The sequence below is a fragment of the Burkholderia lata genome (assembly GCF_000012945.1).
GTDB classification, from domain to species: Bacteria; Pseudomonadota; Gammaproteobacteria; order Burkholderiales; family Burkholderiaceae; genus Burkholderia; species Burkholderia lata.
Genome location: NC_007509.1, coordinates 1,056,324 through 1,079,149, shown reverse-complemented (window position 1 = coordinate 1,079,149; position 22,826 = coordinate 1,056,324). Strand labels below are relative to the sequence as shown.

22 protein-coding genes are annotated in these 22,826 nt (G+C 61.8%); 13 read left to right on the top strand and 9 right to left on the bottom strand.

The features are described from left to right. Nucleotides 1-46: 46 nt before the first annotated feature. Nucleotides 47-571 carry a TetR/AcrR family transcriptional regulator gene (locus BCEP18194_RS04585; RefSeq protein WP_244272795.1) on the bottom strand — a complete coding sequence of 175 codons (525 nt, stop codon included), beginning with the start codon at nucleotides 569-571 and terminating at the stop codon, nucleotides 47-49. 153 nt (nucleotides 572-724) lie between these two features. Here BCEP18194_RS04585 and BCEP18194_RS04580 point away from each other — a divergent pair, with 153 nt between their 5' ends. Together BCEP18194_RS04580 and BCEP18194_RS04575 are read left to right on the top strand one after the other, a co-directional pair. Next, on the top strand, nucleotides 725-1,540 hold the full coding sequence (locus tag BCEP18194_RS04580) for a hypothetical protein (RefSeq protein ID WP_011350150.1): 816 nt from the start codon (nucleotides 725-727) through the stop codon (nucleotides 1,538-1,540). A gap of 377 nt (nucleotides 1,541-1,917) precedes the next feature. Continuing rightward, nucleotides 1,918-3,000, top strand: coding sequence for a porin (locus BCEP18194_RS04575; RefSeq protein ID WP_011350149.1), 1,083 nt, complete (start codon nucleotides 1,918-1,920; stop codon nucleotides 2,998-3,000). Nucleotides 3,001-3,203: 203 nt separating this feature from the next. Here the strand turns inward: BCEP18194_RS04575 and fahA are convergent, their stop codons facing one another. Then, nucleotides 3,204-4,526, bottom strand: coding sequence for a fumarylacetoacetase (gene fahA / locus BCEP18194_RS04570; RefSeq protein WP_011350148.1), 1,323 nt, complete (start codon nucleotides 4,524-4,526; stop codon nucleotides 3,204-3,206). 13 nt (nucleotides 4,527-4,539) lie between these two features. Next, nucleotides 4,540-5,367 carry a cyclase family protein gene (locus tag BCEP18194_RS04565; protein ID WP_011350147.1) on the bottom strand — a complete coding sequence of 276 codons (828 nt, stop codon included), beginning with the start codon at nucleotides 5,365-5,367 and terminating at the stop codon, nucleotides 4,540-4,542. A 167-nt stretch (nucleotides 5,368-5,534) separates the two neighbouring features. On the opposite strand from BCEP18194_RS04565, the gene BCEP18194_RS04560 reads away from it, so the two are divergent. From BCEP18194_RS04560 to BCEP18194_RS04545, 4 genes are all read left to right on the top strand, one after another. Beyond that, complete coding sequence (locus BCEP18194_RS04560) at nucleotides 5,535-6,236, top strand: TetR/AcrR family transcriptional regulator (protein WP_011350146.1); 702 nt, start codon at nucleotides 5,535-5,537, stop codon at nucleotides 6,234-6,236. Between the two features lie 237 nt (nucleotides 6,237-6,473). Further along, a complete protein-coding gene (locus BCEP18194_RS04555) occupies nucleotides 6,474-7,013 on the top strand; it encodes a cytochrome b (protein ID WP_041492501.1) in 540 nt (179 codons plus the stop codon). An 818-nt stretch (nucleotides 7,014-7,831) separates the two neighbouring features. Next, nucleotides 7,832-8,167 carry a hypothetical protein gene (locus BCEP18194_RS38650; RefSeq protein WP_157687120.1) on the top strand — a complete coding sequence of 112 codons (336 nt, stop codon included), beginning with the start codon at nucleotides 7,832-7,834 and terminating at the stop codon, nucleotides 8,165-8,167. Nucleotides 8,168-8,382: 215 nt separating this feature from the next. Beyond that, nucleotides 8,383-9,549: a porin gene (locus BCEP18194_RS04545; protein WP_011350142.1), complete on the top strand. Its 1,167-nt coding sequence runs from the start codon at nucleotides 8,383-8,385 to the stop codon at nucleotides 9,547-9,549. Nucleotides 9,550-9,824: 275 nt separating this feature from the next. Here BCEP18194_RS04545 and BCEP18194_RS04540 read toward each other — a convergent pair whose 3' ends face one another. The 3 genes from BCEP18194_RS04540 to BCEP18194_RS04530 all read right to left on the bottom strand — a co-directional run bounded on the left by BCEP18194_RS04540 (nucleotide 9,825) and on the right by BCEP18194_RS04530 (nucleotide 13,107). Continuing rightward, the gene (locus tag BCEP18194_RS04540; RefSeq protein ID WP_011350141.1) at nucleotides 9,825-10,976 is read right to left on the bottom strand and encodes a porin; all 1,152 of its coding nucleotides are present in this window, start codon (nucleotides 10,974-10,976) and stop codon (nucleotides 9,825-9,827) included. A 64-nt stretch (nucleotides 10,977-11,040) separates the two neighbouring features. After that, entirely contained in the window at nucleotides 11,041-11,769 is a 729-nt protein-coding gene (locus BCEP18194_RS04535) for an ABC transporter substrate-binding protein (RefSeq protein ID WP_244272874.1), read from the bottom strand. A 93-nt stretch (nucleotides 11,770-11,862) separates the two neighbouring features. Continuing rightward, entirely contained in the window at nucleotides 11,863-13,107 is a 1,245-nt protein-coding gene (locus tag BCEP18194_RS04530) for a M20 aminoacylase family protein (protein ID WP_081436553.1), read from the bottom strand. Nucleotides 13,108-13,124: 17 nt separating this feature from the next. Here BCEP18194_RS04530 and BCEP18194_RS38645 point away from each other — a divergent pair, with 17 nt between their 5' ends. After that, entirely contained in the window at nucleotides 13,125-14,027 is a 903-nt protein-coding gene (locus tag BCEP18194_RS38645) for a LysR family transcriptional regulator (protein WP_050781550.1), read from the top strand. A 215-nt stretch (nucleotides 14,028-14,242) separates the two neighbouring features. Continuing rightward, the gene (locus BCEP18194_RS04520) at nucleotides 14,243-14,575 is read left to right on the top strand and encodes a cupin domain-containing protein (RefSeq protein WP_011350137.1); all 333 of its coding nucleotides are present in this window, start codon (nucleotides 14,243-14,245) and stop codon (nucleotides 14,573-14,575) included. Between the two features lie 168 nt (nucleotides 14,576-14,743). Here the strand turns inward: BCEP18194_RS04520 and BCEP18194_RS04515 are convergent, their stop codons facing one another. Continuing rightward, nucleotides 14,744-15,043, bottom strand: a complete 300-nt coding sequence (locus BCEP18194_RS04515) for an H-NS family nucleoid-associated regulatory protein (protein ID WP_011350136.1) — start codon at nucleotides 15,041-15,043, stop codon at nucleotides 14,744-14,746. Nucleotides 15,044-15,324: 281 nt separating this feature from the next. On the opposite strand from BCEP18194_RS04515, the gene BCEP18194_RS04510 reads away from it, so the two are divergent. Further along, nucleotides 15,325-15,813 carry a RidA family protein gene (locus BCEP18194_RS04510; RefSeq protein ID WP_011350135.1) on the top strand — a complete coding sequence of 163 codons (489 nt, stop codon included), beginning with the start codon at nucleotides 15,325-15,327 and terminating at the stop codon, nucleotides 15,811-15,813. A gap of 779 nt (nucleotides 15,814-16,592) precedes the next feature. Further along, on the top strand, nucleotides 16,593-16,844 hold the full coding sequence (locus tag BCEP18194_RS04505) for a hypothetical protein (protein WP_011350133.1): 252 nt from the start codon (nucleotides 16,593-16,595) through the stop codon (nucleotides 16,842-16,844). Between the two features lie 63 nt (nucleotides 16,845-16,907). On the opposite strand, the gene BCEP18194_RS04500 is transcribed toward BCEP18194_RS04505, so the two are convergent. After that, nucleotides 16,908-18,020, bottom strand: a complete 1,113-nt coding sequence (locus tag BCEP18194_RS04500; RefSeq protein WP_011350132.1) for a histidinol-phosphate transaminase — start codon at nucleotides 18,018-18,020, stop codon at nucleotides 16,908-16,910. Nucleotides 18,021-18,424: 404 nt separating this feature from the next. Between BCEP18194_RS04500 and BCEP18194_RS04495 the strand changes: the two genes are divergently transcribed. After that, nucleotides 18,425-19,516 carry a helix-turn-helix transcriptional regulator gene (locus BCEP18194_RS04495; RefSeq protein ID WP_011350131.1) on the top strand — a complete coding sequence of 364 codons (1,092 nt, stop codon included), beginning with the start codon at nucleotides 18,425-18,427 and terminating at the stop codon, nucleotides 19,514-19,516. Nucleotides 19,517-19,759: 243 nt separating this feature from the next. Here BCEP18194_RS04495 and BCEP18194_RS04490 read toward each other — a convergent pair whose 3' ends face one another. Further along, entirely contained in the window at nucleotides 19,760-20,392 is a 633-nt protein-coding gene (locus BCEP18194_RS04490) for an FMN-dependent NADH-azoreductase (RefSeq protein WP_011350130.1), read from the bottom strand. A gap of 170 nt (nucleotides 20,393-20,562) precedes the next feature. On the opposite strand from BCEP18194_RS04490, the gene BCEP18194_RS04485 reads away from it, so the two are divergent. Beyond that, a complete protein-coding gene (locus BCEP18194_RS04485) occupies nucleotides 20,563-21,486 on the top strand; it encodes a LysR family transcriptional regulator (protein ID WP_011350129.1) in 924 nt (307 codons plus the stop codon). A 417-nt stretch (nucleotides 21,487-21,903) separates the two neighbouring features. Beyond that, the gene (locus BCEP18194_RS04480; RefSeq protein WP_041492499.1) at nucleotides 21,904-22,608 is read left to right on the top strand and encodes a hypothetical protein; all 705 of its coding nucleotides are present in this window, start codon (nucleotides 21,904-21,906) and stop codon (nucleotides 22,606-22,608) included. Nucleotides 22,609-22,826: the final 218 nt, after the last annotated feature.

The window sequence follows — 22,826 nt, the reverse complement described above, 5'->3', positions numbered from 1 at the left end:
ATGGCGTGTCGTAAAGCGCTCGCCTGGCCTTTGCGATTCCCGACGCTCAGGCGTCTCGCTCGCGAAGCATCCAGCGCGTCAGTTCTCGAATCTGATCGATCGTGACGCGCTCGTGCAGGATCAGCGTGCGTAGATAAATGGCGCCGATCAGGCAATGAAGCAGGGGCATCGGATCCGCCCCCTGCGGCCACTCGCCCATTTTTACGGCGCGGTCGAAAATCGGCTGAACCGCCGAGAAGCGGTTCGTCCACAACCTGCGCAGTTCGTCCGCTACGGCCGCATCGTTGTACGTGGCCAGCACGAACTGAATGGCAGACCGGCCCACGCCCGTTCGCAAGTAGCGCGCGGTTGCCGACAGCAGCGCGACGAGATCCGCGTGAAGCGAGCCCCGATCCGGTATCGCGATGTGCTCGGCAAACAGCTCGAAGGCGGCCTCCATCATCAGCCCTTCCTTGCTCTTCCAGCGGCGATAGATCGAACTCTCATGCACGCCCGCGAGCGCGGCGATGGCGCCGATGTTGAGCCCCTCGAAACCCGCCGCCCGCAACTGGGCAATCGTGGCTGAGATCACGGCTTCACGGACGCGTGCGCTGCGGCCGCCCAGGCGGCGACGGGGCGATGGCGATTCTTGTTCGGCTGACTTTGGCATGAGCGGATTTTACACATCGTCGCATCGACTGCCCGCGTTGCCACGGCAGTCCGACTACGCGCACGACCCTGACCGATGGCCGACAGGCATGCGGTAAACACTAACGCAAGTTTACTTGCGTTAGTGGCGCGAGTCGGGAAACATGGCAACTCGTTCACCAACGCGATGGAGGTTCAAGTGAAAGCAGTGTCGTTTTTCAAGTCGGGTGCAGAGGTGGCCTGCGAGGACATCCTCAGAATGGAGGTCAAAAGGGCGCGCTACATGATGGCCTTGCTCATGGAGAAACTGGGGGCCGACGGCATGGTCAGCCTGTTCGCGAAGGAGATCGCGGAGCACGAAGCGAACGAGCTGGATTGGTCGCAGCGTGCGAACGGTCGCTTCAGTTCGTCCGTTGCCGAAGCGCACGTCGCGGTGGGGACCAGTGCCGAATTCGTGAGCTGGTTCTGGGAGGGGTATGGCGGGTCGAACAGCCCGGCAATGCTCCGTGCCCACCCTGAGCATCTCGGCGCGCTGCCACTGCCGGACGGGCGTGTCGGCATTCTGGAAGTACCGGGCCATGCCAAGTCGCCGGCTCTCCTGAAGCTCCGCCACCTGGATGACTGGAGTGGTATCCCGATCGAACTGGCGCCTGATATGCCGCATCGCATGATGGGGCGCGTCGAGACACCCGATGGTGTGACCGTGGGTTACTTGCTGCACCAATTCAGGGACACGCTGCCGGGGTTCGATGCGCGGCTGGAGATCTTCTGGCCATCGACCGCGCCGGAAGCACTCGTTCACGGGCACTCGGACCACCTGATGGTCGAGTGGTACAACTGGTTCGAGCTGTACGTCCTCTCGCGGACGCAAGCCAATGACTTGATGCCGCTGGCGCTTTCCGTGAATACATAACCACCCCATCGGTTCGCGCATTTCGAGCGGGCAAGTGCGTCGCCGGGCTGCTGGTGCGGGGCATCGAGCAGCAACGGAAGCACGCTGACGCTTCGCCACGTCATCAATGCCGTGAACCGATTGCGGCCGATGCGTGCGCGCAATGTGCGATCCGATTCTTTGGCGGCATTGCGAGCGCCGTCGATTCCGGACCCGGCGCAGTTCAGGCAAAGCCCACGGTCCGGCGGGCATGCGTGGCAGCACTGAGGACGGAAGCCGAAGCGGCTATCGATCCGACTTCATTTGATCGCCATACGACAAGCGCCGCATGCGGTCCGATCCTCGTTATTTATTTTGTAGTCCTGCATGACTGGAGGAGACATAAAAACGTGAGCAAGATGCAAAAAATCAGTCCGATGCTGCTGATCCCTGTCTCGATCGCCGCATTGGGTCTGCCGTCACAAACGCATGCGCAAAGTCACGTCACGCTGTACGGTGTCGTGGATTCCGGTGTGATGTACACGAGCCGTAGCTTCGACGCTGGAACGGGTGCCAGTGGCCCGCATCAGGTATCGGCAACGGACGGCGCGATGTCGGGGTCGCTCTTCGGTATCACCGGCGTCGAGGAGTTGGGCGCCGGTACGAAGGCGATCTTTACACTGGAAAGCGGCTTTACGACGAACAATGGGGCGCTGGGCAACTCGAACGGGAATTTCTTCGGACGGCAAGCCTTCGTGGGTCTGTCCGGGCGCTACGGTATCGTCAAGGCCGGCCTGCAGTACTCGCCGTTCGGGCTTGCGATCGTCGACACGGACGCACGGCATGCGTCGTTCTTCGGGAGCCAGGCCGGAATTTACATGGGCAACCTTTTCGCGACCGGCATTTTCGTCGCGAATGCCGTGTCCTATACGAGCCCGACGATCGCCGGTATACAGGCGAGTGCCTTGCTTGCGCTGGGTAGCGATCCCAACGGATTTCAGGCGGGGCGCCAATATGCGGCTCGCGTGAGATACGAATGGAAAGACCTGGTCGTGAACGCGGCCCTCTTCAGTGGCAATCCCGGTGGGTCAGCCAGCGTTTCCACGCCATTCCCGTCGACGATCGAATTCAGCGGGCGAACCATCGGCGCGAGCTATACGTGGGGAGGCGCAACACTGAAGGGATCGTACACAAGCTACAAGATCGCCGGCTCGTTCAACGAGAAAGTGTACGCCGCGGGCGGCGAATATCTGATCACGCCAGCACTGTCCGCCGACCTGGGCGTCTGGTACATGCGGGACAGCAACGACTCGGCGAACCATTCGTTACTGGCGTCTGCCGGGCTGGACTACTTTCTGTCGAAACGAACGACCTTGTATGGCGCCGCTGCATGCGTGAACAACCACGGGTTGATGCACACCGGATTCACGGTGAATGGTGCGCTGTATGAGCCAACCGGAAGCAGTGTGGGTATCGTCGTTGGTGTTCGTCACCGCTTCTAGCGCACCCGAAAAACACCTGCCGGGAAATCGCCGCCAGCCAATAGCACTGGCGGCGATTTTACGAATGCGTCCTGGCATCGGGGTGCGGCGTTCAGGCACGGTGTGCGGACGCCGCAAGTCGATCGACGGGGCACTTCAAAGCGCGAGGACCACACACATGGTCCTCGCATGGTCTCAGTGGTCGATTGCGAAATGACTTGCGGTCAATGCGCGCTTTCCGCGGACGGCACCGGCAATACGGTTCCGTGGTTGGTGCCGAAACCGATTCGTGCAAAGCCATCGCGCTCGCACCAGCCCCGGAAAATGACGGTATCGCCGTCGTCGAGGAACGAGCGGCTTTCCCCGTTGCCGATATCGACGGGTTGCGTGCCACCGACCGTGAGTTCGATCAACGCACCGGCTTCGCCCGATGACGGGCCCGAGATGGTGCCGCTTCCCAGCAGGTCACCCGGCTGGAGGTTGCAGCCCCCCATCGTGTGGTGCGCGATCATCTGCCCCAACGTCCAGTATTGATGCCGGAAACTGGTGCGCGTCAACGTGCGCGGCTGGCGTCCTTGCGCGAGCTGACGCGCGCTGAGGATCGATGCCTCGAGCTGGATGTCGAACGCACCGGCCGCGCGGTTGTCGTCCGAGGACAGGTAGTCGAGCGGCTGCGGGCGTTCGGCGGCGCGTGACCACGTGGTGCGATACGGCAGCAATGCTTCGAGGGTGACCAGCCAGGGCGATATCGTCGTCGCGAAATTCTTCGCGAGGAATGGCCCGAGCGGCTGCATTTCCCACGACTGGATGTCGCGCGCGGACCAATCGTTCAGCAGGCAGAGCCCGAAAATATGCCGTTGAGCGTCACGCAGCGGGACGGAATTGCCGCGCGGATTGCCGACCCCGATCACCGCGCCCAGTTCCAGCTCGTAGTCGAGCCGGCGACAGGCGTCATGAACGGGAGGGGCGGACGGATCCGGGCGGAATTGCCCCATTGGCCGGTAGACCTGCTGACCGCTGACGCCAATCGACGACACGCGGCCATGATAGGCGATGGGTAACCAGTCGAAATTCGGGCTGATCGCCATGCCGAGCGGGCGGCTGCAGTTCACCGCATGATCGAGCGACGTGTAGAAGTCGGTGTAGTCGCCGATACGCACGGGTACGGCGTACTCGGCTTCCGCTTGTGATACCAGCGTCTTCCGTACGCCCGGCTCATGTGGACTGCCGGCCCGCAGCAGTTCGAAGAGTGCGTGGCGCAATGCCTGCCAGGCCGTCGGCCCCATCTCGAGCAGCGCATTCAGTGTGGTTGCCGTGGCCGCTCGCACGGCGTCGAGTGCCAGGCCATCCATGCAGCCCGCCTGCTGTAACGCAGCGAGGTCGACGATCTGGTCGCCGATCGCGATCCCGCCGCGCCAGGTTTCACCGCCACCGCGGCGGCGGAACACGCCGAGTGGCAAATTCTGCAACGGAAAGTCGGTCCCCGCCACGTTGGCCGTTTCCAGCCAACTACGTTGCGTGACGTCGTGTGTGTGATTCAGTTCCATCGAGGCTCCTCGCCTATGCGGTTCGATGCAGGTCGCAAGCTGTTGCATTGAGGGCGTCGTCGAAAATCGCGACCGCGCGAGTCCAGCCAGCGGAGGCGCCCCGGATTTTGTGCGGGAAGCACGAGATGAAGAAGCCGTGAGGTGGCAGCACCTCGAGATTGTGGAGTTTCTCCAGGTGGCAATAACCGATCTTGCGGCCGGCCTTGTGCCCTTCCCAGATCAGCGATGCATCACGCGTTTCGGCATACTTCTTCGCGGTATGGGTGAACGGCGCGTCCCAGCTCCACGCGTCGGTGCCAGTCAGGCGTACACCTCGTTCGAGCAGGTACATGGTCGCGTCGAAGCCCATGCCGCAACCCGAGGACACATAGTCGGGTTGTCCGTAGCGCTTGCCCGCACGCGTGTTGACGACGACGATTTCAAGCGGCTTGAGTGCGTGGCCGATGCGCGCAAGCTCGGCTTCGACGTCGGCAGCAGTCACGACGTAGCCATCGTCGAAGCCGGTGAAATCAAGCTTCACGCCGGGCTGGAAGCACCAATCGAGCGGGACTTCGTCGATGGTTGTCGAACGCTCCCGCTCGCCCGTCGAATCGTTCATTGTGCTGTGGAAGTGATAGGGCGCATCCAGATGAGTCCCGTTGTGCGTGCTCAACTGGATGTGTTCGATGGCCCAGCCTTCGTTGTCGGGCAGGTCGGTTTCCTGCAGGCCGGGAAAGAAGGCCGTAACGGCTTTGGCCGTATTCCGGTGCGTCAGATACTGAATCTTGGGGCCGTAACCCGGTGGATCGGAAATGACGTCGTTTTCCAGATAGATCGAAAGATCGACGAAGCGTCGTGTCATGTGCGGTTGCTCCTGGTTTGGGGGACTTACCACCGACGCTGCATGGCAGCGTTCACGTTATGTAGACTGTACGATCGTACAGTCAGTATCGTGTTGGTGTAAACTGGCGCCGCACAATGAAAGGATTGGCATTCGCGACAATCGAGCCACAGGACAGCGGAGAAACCATGCAAGCGAAGGAAGTCACGGGGAAGGCGGCCGGTGTACGGAGCGGGAAGGGTGCGCAACGAACGGTCGAAACGAGCAAGCGTGAGCGGGTGCTCGACGTGGCAGAGCGATTGTTTGCCGAAGGCGGTTTCGATGGCGTTTCGATGCGGGATATTGCGTCGGCGGCAGAGGTCGGCTTGCCGTTGATCGTGTATCACTTCGAAACCAAGATGGGGCTGTACCGCGCGCTGTTCGAGCGCCGCAAGACAGTGCTCGACACCCGGTTGGGTTTGCTTCGCGAACCCGTGACTGCAGGGGAAGACCCGCTCGAGCATATCGTGCGCGCCTTCGTGCTCCCGGTGATGCAAATCCAGAATACCGAGTCCGGACTGGCGTATGCCAAACTCGTTGCGCGCGAGGCTTCCGATCCGCGCGAGGTCGAGCGCGGCATCGTTGCTGCCTATTTCGATCCGTTTGCGGCGGAGTTCATCAGCGCAATCAGGAAGACGCTGCCGGGCCATAGCGCGAACTATGCTCACTGGGCCTACTTGTTCGCGGTGGGCGCGTTGGTGATGAGTGTGTTCGACAGCCGCATCGAACGGATCTCGGGCGGCAAGGTCAAGGCCGGCGCGCTGAAGCGCAAGGCCGAGCATCTGGTGACCTTCATTACCGCCGGGATTCGCGCTGGCGCGACCGCGGATGAGCGGACGTCAGCTGTTTGAGCGGCACCGTGTCGTCGGATGTTGGTGGCGCGCCCGATGGTGTTGCCTTCGGTGCCATGCCGCCCAAGACAACCCATACCTTTCAAGATCCATCAGTTGCCTTCCATGAAAAATAGTGGCGACTGATGCGTGCTGCGGGAATAAATGCTGGCCGGTACCGGTATATCGGGGGCGTCACGTCGTTCACCACATCGAACGTACAGGTGCACACCGCCCAACCGACCCAGAGAGACCGCCATGTCACACCCCAACCATGTCGCCTATGCGCGCTTCGCGATCGCCATGCACTGGTCGATCGCAATCTTGATCCTGTTGAACCTGTCGATCGGCATCTACATGGATACGTTTCCGCACAACTCGTCGCAGTTCAACAGCATCCTGTTCTATCACGCATCGATCGGCAGTCTGATCTTCATGTTGACCGTGCCACGCCTCGTGTGGCGTGCGACGCATACGCCGCCGCCGCTGCCGGCCAGCGTTCCGGCGTGGCAGGCACGGATCGCGGGTGTACTGCACGGCGTGCTGTACCTGCTGCTGTTTCTCGTGCCGCTGACCGGCTACGTGCACCGCCTCGCTGGCGCCCATCCGGTGAGTTTCTTCGGAATCGCGGAATTGCCCGTGCTTGTCGGCCGCGACGAACCCTTGCGACTCCTTACCGATACGTTGCATCGCGCGCTGGTGCTGACGCTGGGCCTATTGCTGGCCATGCACGTCGCGGCCGGACTGAAACACAAGTTCGTCGATCGAGACGGTGTCGCGGAACGGATGGGGATCTGAGCGCGACGCGGCGGTTGACGTTCACCCGAAACTGACCTATGCGCTCAAACATCAGAAGCGCTGGTTGGGTGCGTCAATCTCTGCATCCTCGACGGGTTCGCTTGTTGTTTTCCAGGGGGCAGTGCGCTTTGCGGGCTGCCCGGCGATCCGCGATATCCCGGAAATCGATTCGCCATGCCGTCCGCCAAGGATCGTCGTTACCGTTAGCGCATACTGAGCTTCCGTCTGCCGGACAACTTTGATCGCACCATGAAATGCCGCGAAGAACAGCAGCCCGCGAATCGTGTGAGGCGTGTCGCGCTTTCCACAAAAGTCAGGTAACGAAAAGCAGTCACGATCAGCCGAAACCGCGTCGCGGATCCGAATACCCGATTCTCCCGATCATCCTCTCTAAATGGCGCCATTCAATGGCGTAGAAGAAGCGTCTCCCACGATGCCAACCAGAATGCTGGCTTCTTCTCGCCGCGACTCCAGGCGCGACGCAACGTCCGGGCTTAGATCGTCCGCAGTCACCGTATAGGCGCTCCCGTTCGCCCCCGCGATCCTTGCCTGATCGCGCATCAAAGTGGCGGTGCGGATCCCGCTAACTCTTGATGCTGGTTTCAATTAGGGAAATCCCGGTAAGACGCAAGGTTATCAAACGCGATTAACTTATATCAAACAAATTTTGACGACGATTTATGTTCCTGATATGGTTTTTCGCACCTGCAAAGTGTGACCCGGTTGCGTTGGCGTTCGGCGAAAAGTTGGCGTACTTCGCCGGCGGCTGAACCGGACGCCCGATCGGCCTGCAATGGCGGTCGGCATCTCCAGGTCGCTTGTTGTCGCAGGTCGAGCGTGGTCCGGTTTCGTCATCGCTGACCTCGCTCGTGGGTATTGCGCGAGCGTGGAACGTGACGATGCAGTGCTTCTTCGAAATGCCATCGAAGAAACGTTCGGTTCCGCGCGGTGATCCGCTCGAGTTTTTCGGCTTTGCGGATTCGGCACCGCTGTTCGTCCGGATCCTCGCGTGCCTGCCGGTGGGCAACACGCGTTCGGGAATCATTGCGCAGGGGGCGAGTTCCTTTGCGCGACCGGCGGTGCCGTATGGCTGGAGCGGTAACGAAAGCAAGGCAGCGGCTTGCGTCCAGGTTGGGGCGCCGCGATGGTTCTAATCGAGGGCATGCCGGATAGGTCGAGATGCGAGGCGCCTTCCTGCATGTAATTTTGAGGATGACGAAATGATCGAGTCAAATATGCCGATCTGGTGAATATGACGTCGGCCGTTTCAGCTTGAGACGACGCGCAGGCCGTGCGCCGTCGTCTGCATTCGAATACAAAAAAACCCGTTTCAAACAATCCCGAAACCACTCCTGACAGTGAAATACAGATGAAAAACAAGAACATCAAGGTCAGCGTTATCGCTGTTGCCGCCTTCGCAGCATCGTCGGCAGCAATGGCACAGTCGTCGATCACCCTGTATGGCATGCTCGATTCGGGTATCGGCTACACGTCGAACATCAATGGCCACAGCAGGTTCGGCCTCGACGGTGGTGCCGCAGGTTCGAACAAGTGGGGCCTCAGGGGGACGGAAGATCTCGGCGGCGGCCTCAAGGCAATCTTCAAGATCGAAAACGGTTTCAACATCGGGACAGGCGGCATCGGCGGCCAAGGGCCTATCGGCACCTCGCGTTCGCTGTTCAACCGCCAGGCCTACGTGGGCCTCTCGTCCGATCAGTACGGTACCGTGCGCTTGGGGCGCCAGCTCGACGCCGTGACGGAAATGGTTCAAGTCCTGACGGGCGACGCCATTTCGGCGTCGACCTTCTCGACCCCGGGCGACGTCGACAACAACGACAACACGACGAACCAGAACAGCGCCGTGAAGTATATTTCGCCGCTCTACCACGGCTTCCAGGCTGAAGGCGCGTACTCGTTTGGCGGCGTTGCCGGTTCGACGGGTTCGGGTCAGTCGTGGTCGGTGGCCGCGAACTACGCTCAGGGTGGTCTGACGGTCGCCGGCGGCTACTTCCGTGCGGTCAACCAGGGTGCGAACGGGTGGACGAACGCCACGGCGCAACCGAGTTTCGGTGGTGCGCTGGGCTATCCGAGTTCGGGTTACAACGGCGGCAATGCGTTCAAGAGCGCGGGCATCGCGCAAGTCGCGACTCAATACCAGATTGGTCCGTACACGGCTGGCTTGCGCTACTCGAACGCCCAGTACCAGGGCAACGCCGGCCAGCCGTCGATCCACTTCAACGTGCTGGGTGCGCTCCTGCAGTACCAGGTCAATCCGGCGCTGTCGCTGGCGACCGGGTACACGTACGTCTACGGTTCCGCAGCCGCGCCCAAGCTGGCCGCCGAAGGCCGCACGATGGCGTCGATCAACCAGGTGTCGCTGGGGGCGACCTACTCGCTGTCGAAGAGCACCGCGCTGTATGCGATGGGTGCGTACGTTCATGCCCAGGGCGCTCAGGCGTCGGCGGCTGACTTCGGCAACACCGCATCGGGCGGCAACCAGGTTCAAGTCAACATCGGCATGTACCACGGGTTCTGATCGCCGGCTTGGACGGCCGGAGTAGTGGGTGCATTACTCCGGCAAGGAAGACTGCCTGCTAGTAGCGCAGCATCTCAGGCTGGTGTCGTGGGTTGAAAAGGCCTTCAACGGATTGGCTTTCTGCCAGCAGTGACGAAGTGCTGCTTGAGCCCAAGGGTCGTCACGACAATGTCGCGGCGCTCGAAATGCGAGCTGCACGGCGGTCGCTGGCGCCCTGGGGCCCCTGGAGTGCTCGATGATATTCACGAGCGCTCCAAGGCCCCTTTTCCTCACGCTCAGAACTTGTGTCGCAGACCGGCGCGGCCGACGAGTTGGCGTTGCGTGGACGAGATGTCGTCCGCGCCGCCGGCGTACGCCTGATCCAGCGCGGTGCCGCTGTTTGCGCTGACGGTGCGCTGATAGCTCGCCATCGCATAAACGTCGGTGCGCTTCGTGAGCGCGTAGTCGAGCATCGCGCCGAAAGTGTGATATTTCGGCCGATAGGTGCCCGCTGACGTGTCGAGCGTCGCCTGGGTATAGTTGTACATCGCGCCGAGCATGAGCGCGGTCGTGATCGCCCAGTTTGCATTGACCTCGAAGTTGTCGAATTTCAGCGTCGACGCGTGCTGCCCCGCAGGCACGATCGCACCGCTGATGTACGAGTACGCGGTCGGATCGTTCAGGCTCGTATGCGTGTACACGAAGCCCAGCGTCACCTGCTTGAGTTGATAGTTGACGCCCGCGCCGTAGACGCGATGGCGCGAGGCCACGAAACCCGCATCGTCGGTGGTCACGGCGCCCAGCGCGGTGGCACCTGGATTCGTCACGTTCAGCCATGCCGCGCCCAGCGACAGCCCGTTGACCGAATAACTCACACCAAGACTCTGCGCGTTGTTGGTCGATATCTGGCCGGGCGTGTTCGAGAGCGCATAGGTCGCGCCAAACTGCAATCCGCCCATATTGCTGCTATTGAACTGCACGGCGTTGTCGAGACGGAATGAGTTGTCCGTGTTGTCGTTGTCATACGGATGCTGGAACAGGAAACCGCCCCAGTTGCCGTTCGCCGTGAGCGGGGCGAGATATTCGACGAGTGAGTCGTACTGGCGGCCGAACGTGAGCCTGCCGATATCGTCGTGCGCGATACCCACCCACGCTTGCCGCCCGAACATGCGGCCACCTTCCATGAGCCGCCCCGAACTGGCGTCGAAGCCGTTTTCGAGCTGGAAGACCACCGATAGTTTGCCGCCCAGCGCTTCCGATCCCCGCACACCCCAGCGGCTGCCTTGCGCCGCACCGCTCAGCATTTCCGTGACGCCATGACCGCGCACGTTGCTGGTGTAGTCGATCCCCTGATCGATCAATCCAAACAGCGTAACGGTGCTCTGCGCCCACGCAGGCGTGAGCGTCATGCCTGCAAGCATGCCCACGAGCAGGTGGGATTTTTTCATTGGATCTCCGATATGTTGTTTTAAGGTGTTGCTCTGCGGAGGACGTCAATCGTCCGCGGTGCAGTCATTTCGCGTCGGGAACGTCGCCGAGATACTGCTTTTCGAGTCGATTGATCGTGCCGTCCTGCTTGAGTCGCGTGAGTGCGGCGTCGAGCGCCTGCCGCGTGCGGCCATCGCCCTTGCGCACGCCAATCACGCTGCTCGCGCCCTGAATCGCGGGATCGTCGATACGCGGTCCTGCCAGTTCGAAGCGCGCGCCTTGCGGCTTGCCAAGAAAACCGAGCTTCGCCGCCGATCCGAGCACGACCGTCGCGTCGAGTCTTCCATTGACGAGATCGGCGTAAATGCTCTCTTGATCCGGGTACTCCTGGACGAGTACCTGATGCGGCGCCCAGTTGGCTTTCGCGAATGCGGCCTGCGTGGAGCCTTGCAGCACGCCCACGCGTTTGCCCGAAAGCGACGTCACGTCCGGCGTGAGATGGCTGCCGCGAGCCGCGACAAGGCGAATATCCGCGGGGTAGACAGGCTGCGTGAAATCCATCACGGCGCGACGGGCCGCGGTCGGTGCGAGCGAGGCGTTGATGGCGTCGAACTTGCGCGATTGCAACCCGGCGATCAGGCCGTCGAAACTGATTTCGACCCACACGCACTGCACGTTGGCCGCCGCGCAGATTGCATTGCCGATATCGATGTCGAGCCCGGCCAGTTTGCCGTCGGGCTGCTTGTATTCGTAGGGCGGATAGCTCGGATCGGTCCCGAAACGCAAGGTAGCGGCCGATGCGCCAGCGCACATGAAGGCCGCCGCCGCGCAGATGATCGCAGTGCGCAGCGCAGGCGATTTGAGGTGTTTCATCGAAATGTCCTTGATCGTGTTGAAGTCGGGTGGTCAGGCCGCGAAGCGCGCGTGGGCGAGTTCAACGAAGAAGCGCACGCCGAGCGGCAGCACGTCGTCGTTGAAATCGAATTCGGGGTGATGGCAATAGACGCCGCCTTGTCCCAGCAGCGCGTACGCACCGGGGCGACGCAGCAGGAATTCGGAGAAGTCCTCGGAGCCGTTGAGTGGCGGGAAGTCGCGCAACACGTTTTCCGCGCCGAAAATACCGCTGGCGACGCGCGCTGCCGCTTCGGCCTGTTCGCGATGATTCACGGTCGCGGGCGAGCTGTTGCGGAACTCGACGGCAATGTCGCACTCGCTGAGCGTCGCGACGCCCGCGCAGATTGTGTCGATGCGCGACTTGGCGAGCGCGCGCACGGTTTCGTCGAAGGCACGCAATGTGCCTGTCAATTCGGCGTGCGAGGGGATCACGTTGGGCGCGCTGCCTGCATGCACACTGCCGATGCTCAGCACGGCCGTGGCGCTCGGCTCGATCGAACGGCTGACGACGGTTTGCAGCGCGCAGATCAATTGCCCCGCCGCCATTACCGGATCGCGAGTCTTTTCGGGCGCCGATCCATGCCCGCCTACGCCGTCGATGCGAATCACGACTTCGTCGCACGAGGCCAGCATCGCGCCGTCGAGCACGCCGAAAGTGCCGGGCGCGAAATGAGGCGCATTGTGCAGCGCGTAGATTTCGTCATACCCAAAGCGCGTTTCCAGGCCGTCCGCGAGCATCGCATTCGCGCCGCCGCCGGTTTCCTCGGCGGGCTGGAAAACCAGCACGAGCGTGCCCGCAAAGTCACGGTGGCGGCTGAAGTGGCGGGCGGCGCCGAGCAGCATGGCGGTATGGCCATCGTGTCCGCAACCGTGAAACACGCCTTGCCGCAACGAGCGGTGCAGCGGGCGGCCTTCTTCCTCCATCGGCAGGGCGTCCATGTCGGCGCGAAAGGCGATCACGCGCCCGGGGCCGCGCTGACCGTGCACGACACCGACGACCCCCGTGCGGCCGATACCGGTATGGGTCTCGATGTCCCAGGCGCGCAGTTTGGCGGCGACGAGTTCGCTCGTGCGATGCTCGGCGAACGCCACTTCCGGATTGGCATGGATGTCGCGCCGCAAGGCGACGAGTTCGTCGATGTCGAAATCGACCGGGTTCGATGCCACTATTGCCTCCTTGTATACTTCCGGCCTTCGGTTGTGCCGGAGCTCGCATACTAGGGGCGGGGCGCCTGCCGCCAATTTCCAATTTCTCATGCTCATAGCGAATGCTTATGGAACGAGGCACGCTCAAGACAGCGCAATTGCAGACGCTCGTGGCCATCGCGGAGCACGGCACGCTCATGGCTGCCGCAGATGCACTCAACGTCTCCCAGCCCGCGGTCACCAAGAGCATCAAGGAACTGGAAGCGCGCCTCGGCGTGCAATTGCTGGAGCGCAGCGGCGCAGGCGTGCGCCTCACGCGCTATGGCGAAATGCTGCTGCGCCGCGCGCGCGCCGTCGTGGCGGAAATCGCCAGCGCGGAACGCGAACTGGAGGAGATGCGCACGGGCGCGGAGCGCACGCTGTCGATTGGCGTGTCGCTGTTGGCGTCGTCATTTGCGATGCCGCAGGCGTTGTGCGCTTTTCGTGCGCGCTTGCCCGACGTGCGGCTCAACGTGTACGAATGCCTGCCCACGCAGATCATCGACGGGCTGCGCGATGGGTCGTTCGATCTGTGTGTGGCCTTTATCGCCAGTAGCGACGTGACGGCGGAATATCGCGTGGTGCCACTCAGCGAAGCCGCGCAGGTGTTGGCGGTGCGTCAGAGCGATGCGTTGGCGGACGAGACGCGGCTCGAAAATCTCGTGCGCGCACGCTGGCTCTATGGCCATACTCGCGAAAGTCTGCCCGCGTATTGGCGCGAACTGTGCGGCGAGCGCGCATTGCCATTGCCGTCGCATGTGAATGTATGCACGTCGCAGCGGCTTTACGGGCTGCTTGCGCAGGAGCCTGGCACCGTCAGCGTATGGCCGGAATTTCTGCTGGAAGAACCGGTTCGGTCAGGCCTTTTGCAGCGGCTGGATACGGACGCATGCCAGCCGCGTTTGACGCTCGGGCTCATGCATCGGCGCGATCTGGTGTTGACGGCGGCGCTCGAATATTTCGTCGAGTGCATTCAGCGTACGCAAACCTGATTCATCTTTGCGCACGACACCCTTTATCAAGCCTGTAAAAAACATGCACCGTTGAGGCGATGGAAGCGCTTGAACGTGCAAGGGGTTCCCGAACTGCCGCAGCGCTTCCCGACGAAACGAGTCAGCTTCAATAGCGGTCGTTGGACTACAGTGAACATTCCCCGCCACCTCAATGCCTGATTCTTTTCCCTGAATGCCACCGACGAGGCCACCCCATGCACCTTCAAGCCGGCAACCTGTTCACCACCGATAGCCAGCGTGACGCCGATGAACAAATCGACCTCCTCGTCACCGGGCAGCGTCTGAACGTCGAGCGGATCGTATCGATGGGCCACACGAGCCCCGATGGCTTTTGGTATGACGACTCGCGCGCAGAATGGGTCGTGTTGTTGTCGGGCGCAGCCGTACTCGAATTCGAAGAAGGCCCGACGCGCCATGAAATGCATCCCGGCGACTACGTGCTGATCGAGCCGCATTGCCGCCATCGCGTTGCGTGGACGCACGAAGAAACGCAATCCGTCTGGCTTGCGATTTATTACGAACGTTGAATCAGGAAATATTGGGCGGGGCGAAATGCGAACCGGCGCGTAGCATGCACGCCACGCGCCGATTGAGACAAAGCTTCATCAACCGGAACGGTCTTTGAATACCGCCGGTGTCGATGCCCAAATAGCAGGACGGCGCGCTGAATCGCGCGCCGGTGCGTGTCGAGAATCTTATTCCTGGATCAGGAATCGATTGCGATTCTTCGCGTCCTTGATCCATGCCGGCGCGCGACCGCGGCCCGACCAGGTTGCCCCGGTTTTCGGGTCGCGATACTTTGCCTGCACGGGGGCGGCCGCTTGCTTGGCCGGTCGACCACGGCGCGTACCGAAAATGTCTTTCTCGGTAATGCCGAATTCCGCCACTTTGGTGCGGATGTCGTCGACGATCGCCTGGAATTCCGCGGCACGGGCAGCTTCGGCTTTCTCGGCCAAAGCTTCCATTTGGGCTTTCAGTTCCTTGTAAGTTGCCATGTATCACTCTTCAGGTTGAGTACACACATGATAGCGGTTTCAGCGGCAAATTTTTAGGAAATTCTCTTCGACTACGAGATTTGTCATCGATAAAGCGATGCAGGACTGCTTCGAACACCTGAGAAGTGTGTCATGTATGAGAAAACGTAGAGGATTACCCGGAAACTTTTAACGGCTGCGGCGCGTAACTTTGACTGTTCGCAACGCATTTTCTTCCTGGAGACAAGCCGTCGAGACTTAATTATTCTTTACATTTTTCTGAGGTATCGGGGAATTCACTAATGAACAGAGACAATAAGCTGACGCAGATCGCGGCCGAATTCGGCTTCAATCCGGACGAGGAAATCAGGATCGGCGGAAAGTACACGCCCGTTCTGGTCGACGGCAACACGGCCTATATTGCCGGCCAGATTCCGCGTATCGGCGACGTGGTGCATTTCGTGGGCGTAGTCGGGGAATCCGTTTCGCTCGACGACGGTCGCCGGGCTGCCGGCGTATCGGCGCTGCGTGCGCTGGCGCTGATCAGGAAGCGCTGCGGCACGCTCGACGCGATAGCGACGGTACCGCGTATCACCGTGTATGTGCGAAGTGCACCCGGCTTCACGATGCAAAGCGAAGTTGCCGACGGCGCATCCGACATTCTGTACGCGGTGCTTGGCGATGCCGGCGTTCATACGCGCACGTCGGTCGGCGTGCTGCAATTACCCAAAGGCGCTTCGGTGGAAGTCGATTTTATTTTCGGACTGAAGCACGGCGATGTCGAAATCTGACTCCAGCGGACCCTATCTCGCGAGTGTGTAGTTCCGCGAAACATTCCGATATCCGACGCAAGGCACGCCTGCCAGTGACAGCAGGCGCCAGCAATGCGGAAAGCTAAAGAGAGGCTGTCGAAAAGGACTTCGACAGGTTGCTTGCCGATGAGGATCTCGCGAAGCTCCAGGCGGCGTTCGACACCTGCGATATGAAGGTGCGCGGCGGGTTGGGTAAGTGGGCTGCGTTGTCGTTCGAACCGTATCCGGGCAATCACACGTGCTCGCTCATCGAGCAACGAGCGGACGCAGCCGACGCATGCGGCAACACAGTGCTGCACGTTCGCGTCCGCAGTCGTCGTGCATGCGAACGATGCACTTGGCCCGTGCACGGTCCACATCCTCGCCGTCTGCCCGGCAGCAGAGCGCAGACGGTATGCCGTTCAGGTAGTCGGCCAATTTCGCGTTGTCGGCAACCGCATGCCTGCCGCGCGATGCCCGACGGTCAGAAAATCCCGGAAACACCGCCCCGCCAATATCGCTCCGCATCCCCACTTTGGGAGATGTCATCGCCCAACAGTCAGCCTACGATTGACCACAGGGCATCGGGGCCGGAAGTCATCAGAACAATTGGACAGGCTCCCCATTCCGTATCGAAATCAGCGAATGCCCACGCGGTTTACTGACACAGCTTCTGCGTACGATGGCGACAAACGTGTGCGGTGAGGCCTTTTCATCGCAACACGATGGCGCGTTGATGACGGAAGGCCTGCTGTCGTATTTCGGGGATTTCAATCAATATGCTGGCACGAGACTATGCGGAACGAGAGCTCTCTCACATTCAGAGAATGGTCGCTCTCCTGGACAGCGAGCCGAACGCTGACGATGTGTCGATGTCGGGTGCGGCGCGTGTGCGGCATCCGAGCTACTGGCGAGGGCGAATCGAGGAGCTGCTGTCGGCGCCCGATGTGCCTCGCCATGTCAGAAAGCTCAGCGAAGCGGTGCTCGCGAAGATCAACGCGATGGAAATGCGGTTCGCGACGATGAAGTAAGTACACCGTCGGATGCCGCGCGAGCATGCGCGCCATCGCGTCGTCGACCGGATGGCCGGTCGCTTATTCGAGCGCCATCACGTCAAGCAGGGCCGCACGAAACGCGGCCATCTCCGCGCCGGTGCCGATGGACACGCGAAGATACGGCGGCGGGCCCGACTCGCGAATCAGCACACCGCGGCGCAGGAGGCCGCTCCAGATCCGGTGCCGATCCGCAAACTCGCCGAACATCACGAAGTTGGCGTCGGAATCGGCCACCGTGAGGCCCAGGCCACGCAGCCAGTCGACGGTCGAATCGCGCTCGGCCTTGATCGCCTCCACTTGCGACAGCATCTCGTCACGCGCGACCAGCGCCGCGCAGGCCGCCGCCTGGGTAAAGGCGGACAGGTGATAGGGCAATCGAACCAGCTTCAATGCTTCGACGATCGCAGGCGCGCACGCGCAATACCCGACGCGGCCGCCCGCGAACTTGAACGCCTTGCTCAGCGTGCGGGTGACGATGAGCCGCGGATACGCCGGCAGCAGCGTCACTGCGCTGGGGACGCCGTGACGCCGGAACTCCGCATAGGCTTCGTCGACGACGACCACGCCCGGTGCGGCGTCGAGTATCGCGCGGATATCGTCAATCGGCAGCGCGGTGCCGGTCGGGTTGTTCGGCGACGTCAGCAGCACCACGCCCGGCTGGTGCGCGCGAATGCTGTCGAGGGCCTGATTCAGATCCAGCGCGAAATCCTCGGTGCGCGGCAACGTATGCAGGCGCGTGAAAGTCGTGCGGCAGTATTCGTCATACATGGGATACGCGGGCGTGAAGGCCAGCGCCGATCGCCCCGGGCCGCCGAATGCCTGCAGGATCTGCTGGATCACTTCATTCGAGCCGTTGGCCGCCCAGACGCTCGATGCGTCGACCGTCACGCCGGTGTCGTGCGTCAGGTACGCCGCCAGATGCGAGCGCAGCGCGGCAAAGTCGCGATCGGGATAGCGGTTCGCCGCGCGCGCGGCGTCGGCCACCGCGGTCGCGATGCGCTCGACGAGCGCGGGCGACGGCGGATAGGGATTCTCGTTGACGTTCAGGCAGACCGGCACATCGAGCTGCGGCGCCCCGTACGCGTGCTGCAACTTGAGATCCTCGCGGAGCGGTAAATCCGACAAGGCGACTGCTTTCCAGGGCTGTTGCATTGAAAACACTCCATACGGGTTCGATTGACCGGCGCAGCCGGTTTTTCAGGCGGCAAAAAACAAAAAAGGCGCCGGAGGCGCCTTGGTTGTCGTCTTGATCGGGTATTCACCCGATGCAATTGCTAGATGCGAAACGAGCCGCGGCGCAACAGGGGGCGTCCGTGGTGATGGTGCAGCGAGAGCGTGGTGTTTCGAATCGTCATGCGCCGCATCATGGCATACCGTGATCCGGATGAAAAGCCGGCAGCGCCGCGTGGACCGGAATAGCGGCTATTACGTCTGACGATAAACGGTAACAAACGTGGTATTTCGATCAAACACGAACGAGTGATTTAAACGTTGGCGCCGATTGACTAAGATGCGCAGAAGACGTTCGACAAAAACGCACGGCGCGGGGTGGCCAGATGCAAATGAACGGGATGATTCCATCGGCATGGATCGATGACGTCTACGCTGCGGCACTGGGCGATCAAAGATGGGAAACGGTGCTGGACGGGCTGCGATCGTGGGTCGGCGTGCGCATGGTCACGCTGCTGTCTTTCGACGACGCGGCGCGGGTGCCGGCGATCGAGCAGGCGGCGGGTGACGACGCGTCATGGGTCGCCGCGTGTTACCACACCTACAACACCGAGTTCTATCTGTACGACCCGGTCGTGCCGGTCGCCGCCAACTGGCCGGCGGGCCGCTGGTTCGAGGACGTCAAGCACCTGTCCGCGCACCAGCGCGCGCACAGCGCGTTCTACCAGGAATTCCTTCACCCTTACGGGCTCGGCAGCATCTCGGGCCTGTACATCCATCGCAGCGAGGGTTCCGGCGCATTCCTCAGCGTCCAGGGCGGCCCCGAATCGCAGGGCCTTTCCGACGATCAGCGCCACGCGATCGAAAACATGGGGATGCACATCAGCCGCGCGCTGCAGATCCAGGCACGGATCGGCGAGCTCGAGGCGCGCGTGGCCGCCGCCGAATCGGCGCTCGATGCGATTCCGGTGCCGGTCTTCCTGCTCGGCGCGCAGCGTGAACTGCGCTATACGAATCGCGCGGCCGATCAAATGATCGCGGCGGAACCGGCGCTGCGGGTCGTGAACGGGCGATTCGTGCCGGAAGGCTGTGTCGACGATGCGCAATGGCGGCACGCGTACGCGCGCGGCGGGCTGCTGTTGCGGCGCGTAACGGGCGAACCGCTGCCGCTGGCGCTGATGCCGGTGCCCGAGCAATCGCGCCTGATGCGCGAGCGGCCGGGCGTCGCGACACTGATGACGGCCGCCGACCTGCGTTCGCCGTCGGCCCGCGCGCAGCGGCTGCGCGTGTTCTACGGGCTGTCGTCGGCCGAGGCCGATCTCGCCGTGCTGCTGTGCTGCGACGGGCTGTCGCCGCAGGAATGCGCGGCGCTGCGCGGTGTGTCGATCGGCACGATCCGCACGCAGATCAAATCGATCTACGCGAAGACGGCCGTGGCGCGCGCGGCGCAACTGACGTCGCTGGTCATGCAGACGTGACGGCGCGGGGCAGGCGTGGGCGTAGGGCGCCAGAGTATCGGCCACGGTGTGCGCAGAAAATCGGCGATTTACGTTCAGTTGCTCCACCGGCGTCGGGGCGGTCGTCGGAGTTCGTGCGATTGGTTGACTGCGGCGCCAACGCAGTGGCATTGCGTTGCGCCCGGTTGACTGCAGCTACCCGAACCCGTCTGTCCATTGCAGCCAATCGAGTGGCCGGTTTGTGAGGATGCCGGCCGCCCAGATTTACACCTGCACTACGGGTCTTGCCGCTGCGTCAGCCATATCGGACGCGAACGCTTCGAGGAAGTCGCTACGCGATATTTCACCCATATCGACCGCCTTTGCGTTCCCCCCTGCGATGACCGTGACGTCTTCAATCCCGATCACCTTGAGGATCAGTCGCAAATAGCCGGTCGCGATATCGCGGTCCCGAATGGGCGAATCCGGCGTGTAAGCGCCACCGGACGCCATCACGATCGTGCATGCCTTGCCTTTAACCAGACCTTCGCCGGAGAAGCCCAGCGTTTTGCCTTTTCGCACGATATGGTCGATATACGCCTTCAGCACGGCGGGGACGTTGTAGTTGTAAACCGGCGTGCCAATGACGATGTGGTCAGCGGACAGTATCTCCGCCACGAGTTCATCGGAAAGACGCAGAAGGTTTTTCATATCCTGCGTTTGATGTTCCGGGGGCGTGAAATAGGCGCCGAGCCACGGCATCGTCACAAACGGCAGGTCGGTCGCCATCAGGTCGCGCTGGATCACGCGGCCGTCGTGCTGTTCCCGCTTCCATTGATTGACGAACATTTTCGTGAGTCCACGGGAGATGGACTGTTCGCCGCGCGGGCTGGCTTCGACTACGAGCAAGGTGGGCATGCGAGGAACCTTTGACGTTGATGGATGGGAGAACGGTCTTGCCGGACGGATTTTCTGCAAGACGCGCCGCATCGCGTGATGCGCAAGCCTGCGAACAGGCAACGCAATATAAGACGTGACACCTAACTCAGGAAGTGATTAAATTTCGATGGTTTCAATCACATTTAGAGATGGATTTGATCGGCAGTCTCACACTCGATCAGTTGCGTGTCCTCGTAACCATTAGCGATGTCGGCAGTTTCTCGGCCGCTGGCCGCGCACTTGGGCGCGTTCAGTCGGCCATCAGCCAGTCGGTCAGAACGCTCGAGGAAACACAGGGAATCGAACTGTTCGACCGCACCCGACAACGACCCGTGCTGACACCGGTTGGCCGCGCGCTCGTTGAGCAGGCCCGCGCCGTCCTGGCGAGCGCAGACCGATTCGAGGCCATTGCGGCAGGTACGAAGACAGGGCTTGAACCGTCAATCACCGTGGCGATCGACCCGCTGGTCCCGACCGCGCCGCTCATAGCCAGTCTGCGTGCGTTGCACGATGCTTTCCCGGACCTGCCGGTTTCGTTCTCCACCGAGGGGGTGGGCGGCGCCGAACAACGTCTGCGCGACAACGCAGCATCGCTCGCACTGTGCCTGCTGTTGCCGTCCATTCCGGACGACCTGATCGCCTATCCGCTCATGGACCTGACGCTGGTGCCTGTCGCCGCCGCCGATCACCCGCTCGTTCGCCTTGGCCGGCCGCTCACCCGATACGATCTGGAGTCGCACGTGCAGCTCGTTTTGTCCGATGCCTATGGCGCGGAGGGCCCCCGGCACGGCGTCATTGGGCGTCGCATCTGGCGCTTCGTCGATCTTGGCAGGCGACTCGATTTCCTTCGTGCTGGCTTTGGCTGGTGCAAGATGCCGCCGTATATCGTCGAGCCGTATCTGGCCGACGGTAGCCTCGTCGAGCTGGACACTGCCGATGAAGCGTTGTCGCCAACGGGATCGCTGCCTATCTACGCGGCACATGTTCGCGACCGACCTCTGGGCCGTGCAGGAAGCTGGCTGCTCGAAGATCTGCGCCATCGCTTGAAGCAGTCGTTCGACGGGGAGTCGTGAGCGTTCCAGTCCCCGAGGATGCTCGATCCGGCATGGAAGATGGATGCGCGTGCAGCAATTGCCATTGGCCCGTACCTCGGCACGGATTGGCCGGGCGATCGCGTCAGACTGGTTCAGCGGGACGCACCCGTCGTCCCCAATTTCATCGGGTGTTGTTGCGGTTCAGCGCTCGAAGGCGCGATAGAAAGCATTCGCCTCTTTGAATCGGAGCAGCAATGAGATTTCCGCGACAGGTTTCCGATGGTGCCGGTGCGCGATACATCGATCGGGCGTCCGCTTTTGAACGCCCACCCGACGTTTGAATGTCCCGCCATCGCTTCATGCGAACGACCGGAACTGGCCGTTTTCGCCGACGTGATCAGGCTGAATCGTTACAATCGCCCAGATGCCCCCCTTCGACAGCGTCGAATTCGAGACATGCTGACTTCCTATTTCTGGAGCGGCGACGCCATCCGCAGTCGACGCGTAAGTGACATCGTTCTATCAGGCACGGTCGACGTGCCCGTTCCCTCTGCACGCGTGCTTGCGGACTGGGAAAGAGAAACATCGTCGCGGCTCGTCCTGGAACCCGGGGACGTCGAAGCTATGCCTTTGGCGCGAACGCAAGCGCGCTGGCCGGACTATAAGCGCTGCGTGCAGGCCATGTCCGACTGGACGTGCGCACTAGGATTGCCCTCCGTGCTTGCCTCCAGTGACGTAGCCCTCATGGCCTGTCGTGGCGCGAGGTACCACCATGACGGTGCGCAATATGGCGGTGCGGCATTCTGCAATCTATTCCTGAGCGAGGACCGGGGGCTGGACCTGCATTTTCCCTCTACGGGCCATCGCATTCCCCTGACCCGGGGGACAGCTGTGATATTCGATACCGGCCAGCCTCATGGCGTCATTCAGCGCCGCAGCAGCGGCTTTAATGCGGCCGACTTCGCGACGGACCAGGATTGCATCCAGATATTCCTGACTTGGGAGCTTCCTATCGAAGATGCCCATGTTGGGCAAGCACTGAAGGTAGTCTTCGACATCGACCCTTCGACCTCGCTGCACCTGGATGAGGAGCAAGTCTGGTCGAACGGCGCACCGGCCGCTGTGTGTCCAGAATCTGGTCACTGGTACCGGGTTGACTGATTGTTCGGGTCACACCTCGGCGTTGCCGTAGCACGCTGGACAGACTTCTGTTCAGCACGATAGGCGCAAGCAGCGAGCGCCGTTGGGCTAACGTCAGCGATTTCAGCCATTGCAATCGAACGGATGACGCGGCGCCGCCACGCCGTAAAGTACCGGGCCGTCTCTAAAAGTTCGGCGAAGTGATCGCTGCCGGCAGTCTGGCGCTTGTCAATGATCGA

What these genes read in the sequence shown, in the direction of transcription:
- BCEP18194_RS04580 (WP_011350150.1), top strand. Translation starts at nt 725, where the DNA reads ATGGCCGACAGGCATGCGGTAAACACTAACGCAAGTTTACTTGCGTTA.
- BCEP18194_RS04575 (WP_011350149.1), top strand. Translation starts at nt 1,918, where the DNA reads ATGCAAAAAATCAGTCCGATGCTGCTGATCCCTGTCTCGATCGCCGCA.
- fahA (WP_011350148.1), bottom strand. Translation starts at nt 4,526, where the DNA reads ATGGAACTGAATCACACACACGACGTCACGCAACGTAGTTGGCTGGAA.
- BCEP18194_RS04565 (WP_011350147.1), bottom strand. Translation starts at nt 5,367, where the DNA reads ATGACACGACGCTTCGTCGATCTTTCGATCTATCTGGAAAACGACGTC.
- BCEP18194_RS04560 (WP_011350146.1), top strand. Translation starts at nt 5,535, where the DNA reads ATGCAAGCGAAGGAAGTCACGGGGAAGGCGGCCGGTGTACGGAGCGGG.
- BCEP18194_RS04555 (WP_041492501.1), top strand. Translation starts at nt 6,474, where the DNA reads ATGTCACACCCCAACCATGTCGCCTATGCGCGCTTCGCGATCGCCATG.
- BCEP18194_RS04545 (WP_011350142.1), top strand. Translation starts at nt 8,383, where the DNA reads ATGAAAAACAAGAACATCAAGGTCAGCGTTATCGCTGTTGCCGCCTTC.
- BCEP18194_RS04540 (WP_011350141.1), bottom strand. Translation starts at nt 10,976, where the DNA reads ATGAAAAAATCCCACCTGCTCGTGGGCATGCTTGCAGGCATGACGCTC.
- BCEP18194_RS04535 (WP_244272874.1), bottom strand. Translation starts at nt 11,769, where the DNA reads ATGTGCGCTGGCGCATCGGCCGCTACCTTGCGTTTCGGGACCGATCCG.
- BCEP18194_RS04530 (WP_081436553.1), bottom strand. Translation starts at nt 13,107, where the DNA reads ATGAGAAATTGGAAATTGGCGGCAGGCGCCCCGCCCCTAGTATGCGAG.
- BCEP18194_RS38645 (WP_050781550.1), top strand. Translation starts at nt 13,125, where the DNA reads ATGGAACGAGGCACGCTCAAGACAGCGCAATTGCAGACGCTCGTGGCC.
- BCEP18194_RS04520 (WP_011350137.1), top strand. Translation starts at nt 14,243, where the DNA reads ATGCACCTTCAAGCCGGCAACCTGTTCACCACCGATAGCCAGCGTGAC.
- BCEP18194_RS04515 (WP_011350136.1), bottom strand. Translation starts at nt 15,043, where the DNA reads ATGGCAACTTACAAGGAACTGAAAGCCCAAATGGAAGCTTTGGCCGAG.
- BCEP18194_RS04510 (WP_011350135.1), top strand. Translation starts at nt 15,325, where the DNA reads ATGAACAGAGACAATAAGCTGACGCAGATCGCGGCCGAATTCGGCTTC.
- BCEP18194_RS04505 (WP_011350133.1), top strand. Translation starts at nt 16,593, where the DNA reads ATGCTGGCACGAGACTATGCGGAACGAGAGCTCTCTCACATTCAGAGA.
- BCEP18194_RS04500 (WP_011350132.1), bottom strand. Translation starts at nt 18,020, where the DNA reads ATGCAACAGCCCTGGAAAGCAGTCGCCTTGTCGGATTTACCGCTCCGC.
- BCEP18194_RS04495 (WP_011350131.1), top strand. Translation starts at nt 18,425, where the DNA reads ATGCAAATGAACGGGATGATTCCATCGGCATGGATCGATGACGTCTAC.
- BCEP18194_RS04490 (WP_011350130.1), bottom strand. Translation starts at nt 20,392, where the DNA reads ATGCCCACCTTGCTCGTAGTCGAAGCCAGCCCGCGCGGCGAACAGTCC.
- BCEP18194_RS04485 (WP_011350129.1), top strand. Translation starts at nt 20,563, where the DNA reads ATGGATTTGATCGGCAGTCTCACACTCGATCAGTTGCGTGTCCTCGTA.
- BCEP18194_RS04480 (WP_041492499.1), top strand. Translation starts at nt 21,904, where the DNA reads ATGCTGACTTCCTATTTCTGGAGCGGCGACGCCATCCGCAGTCGACGC.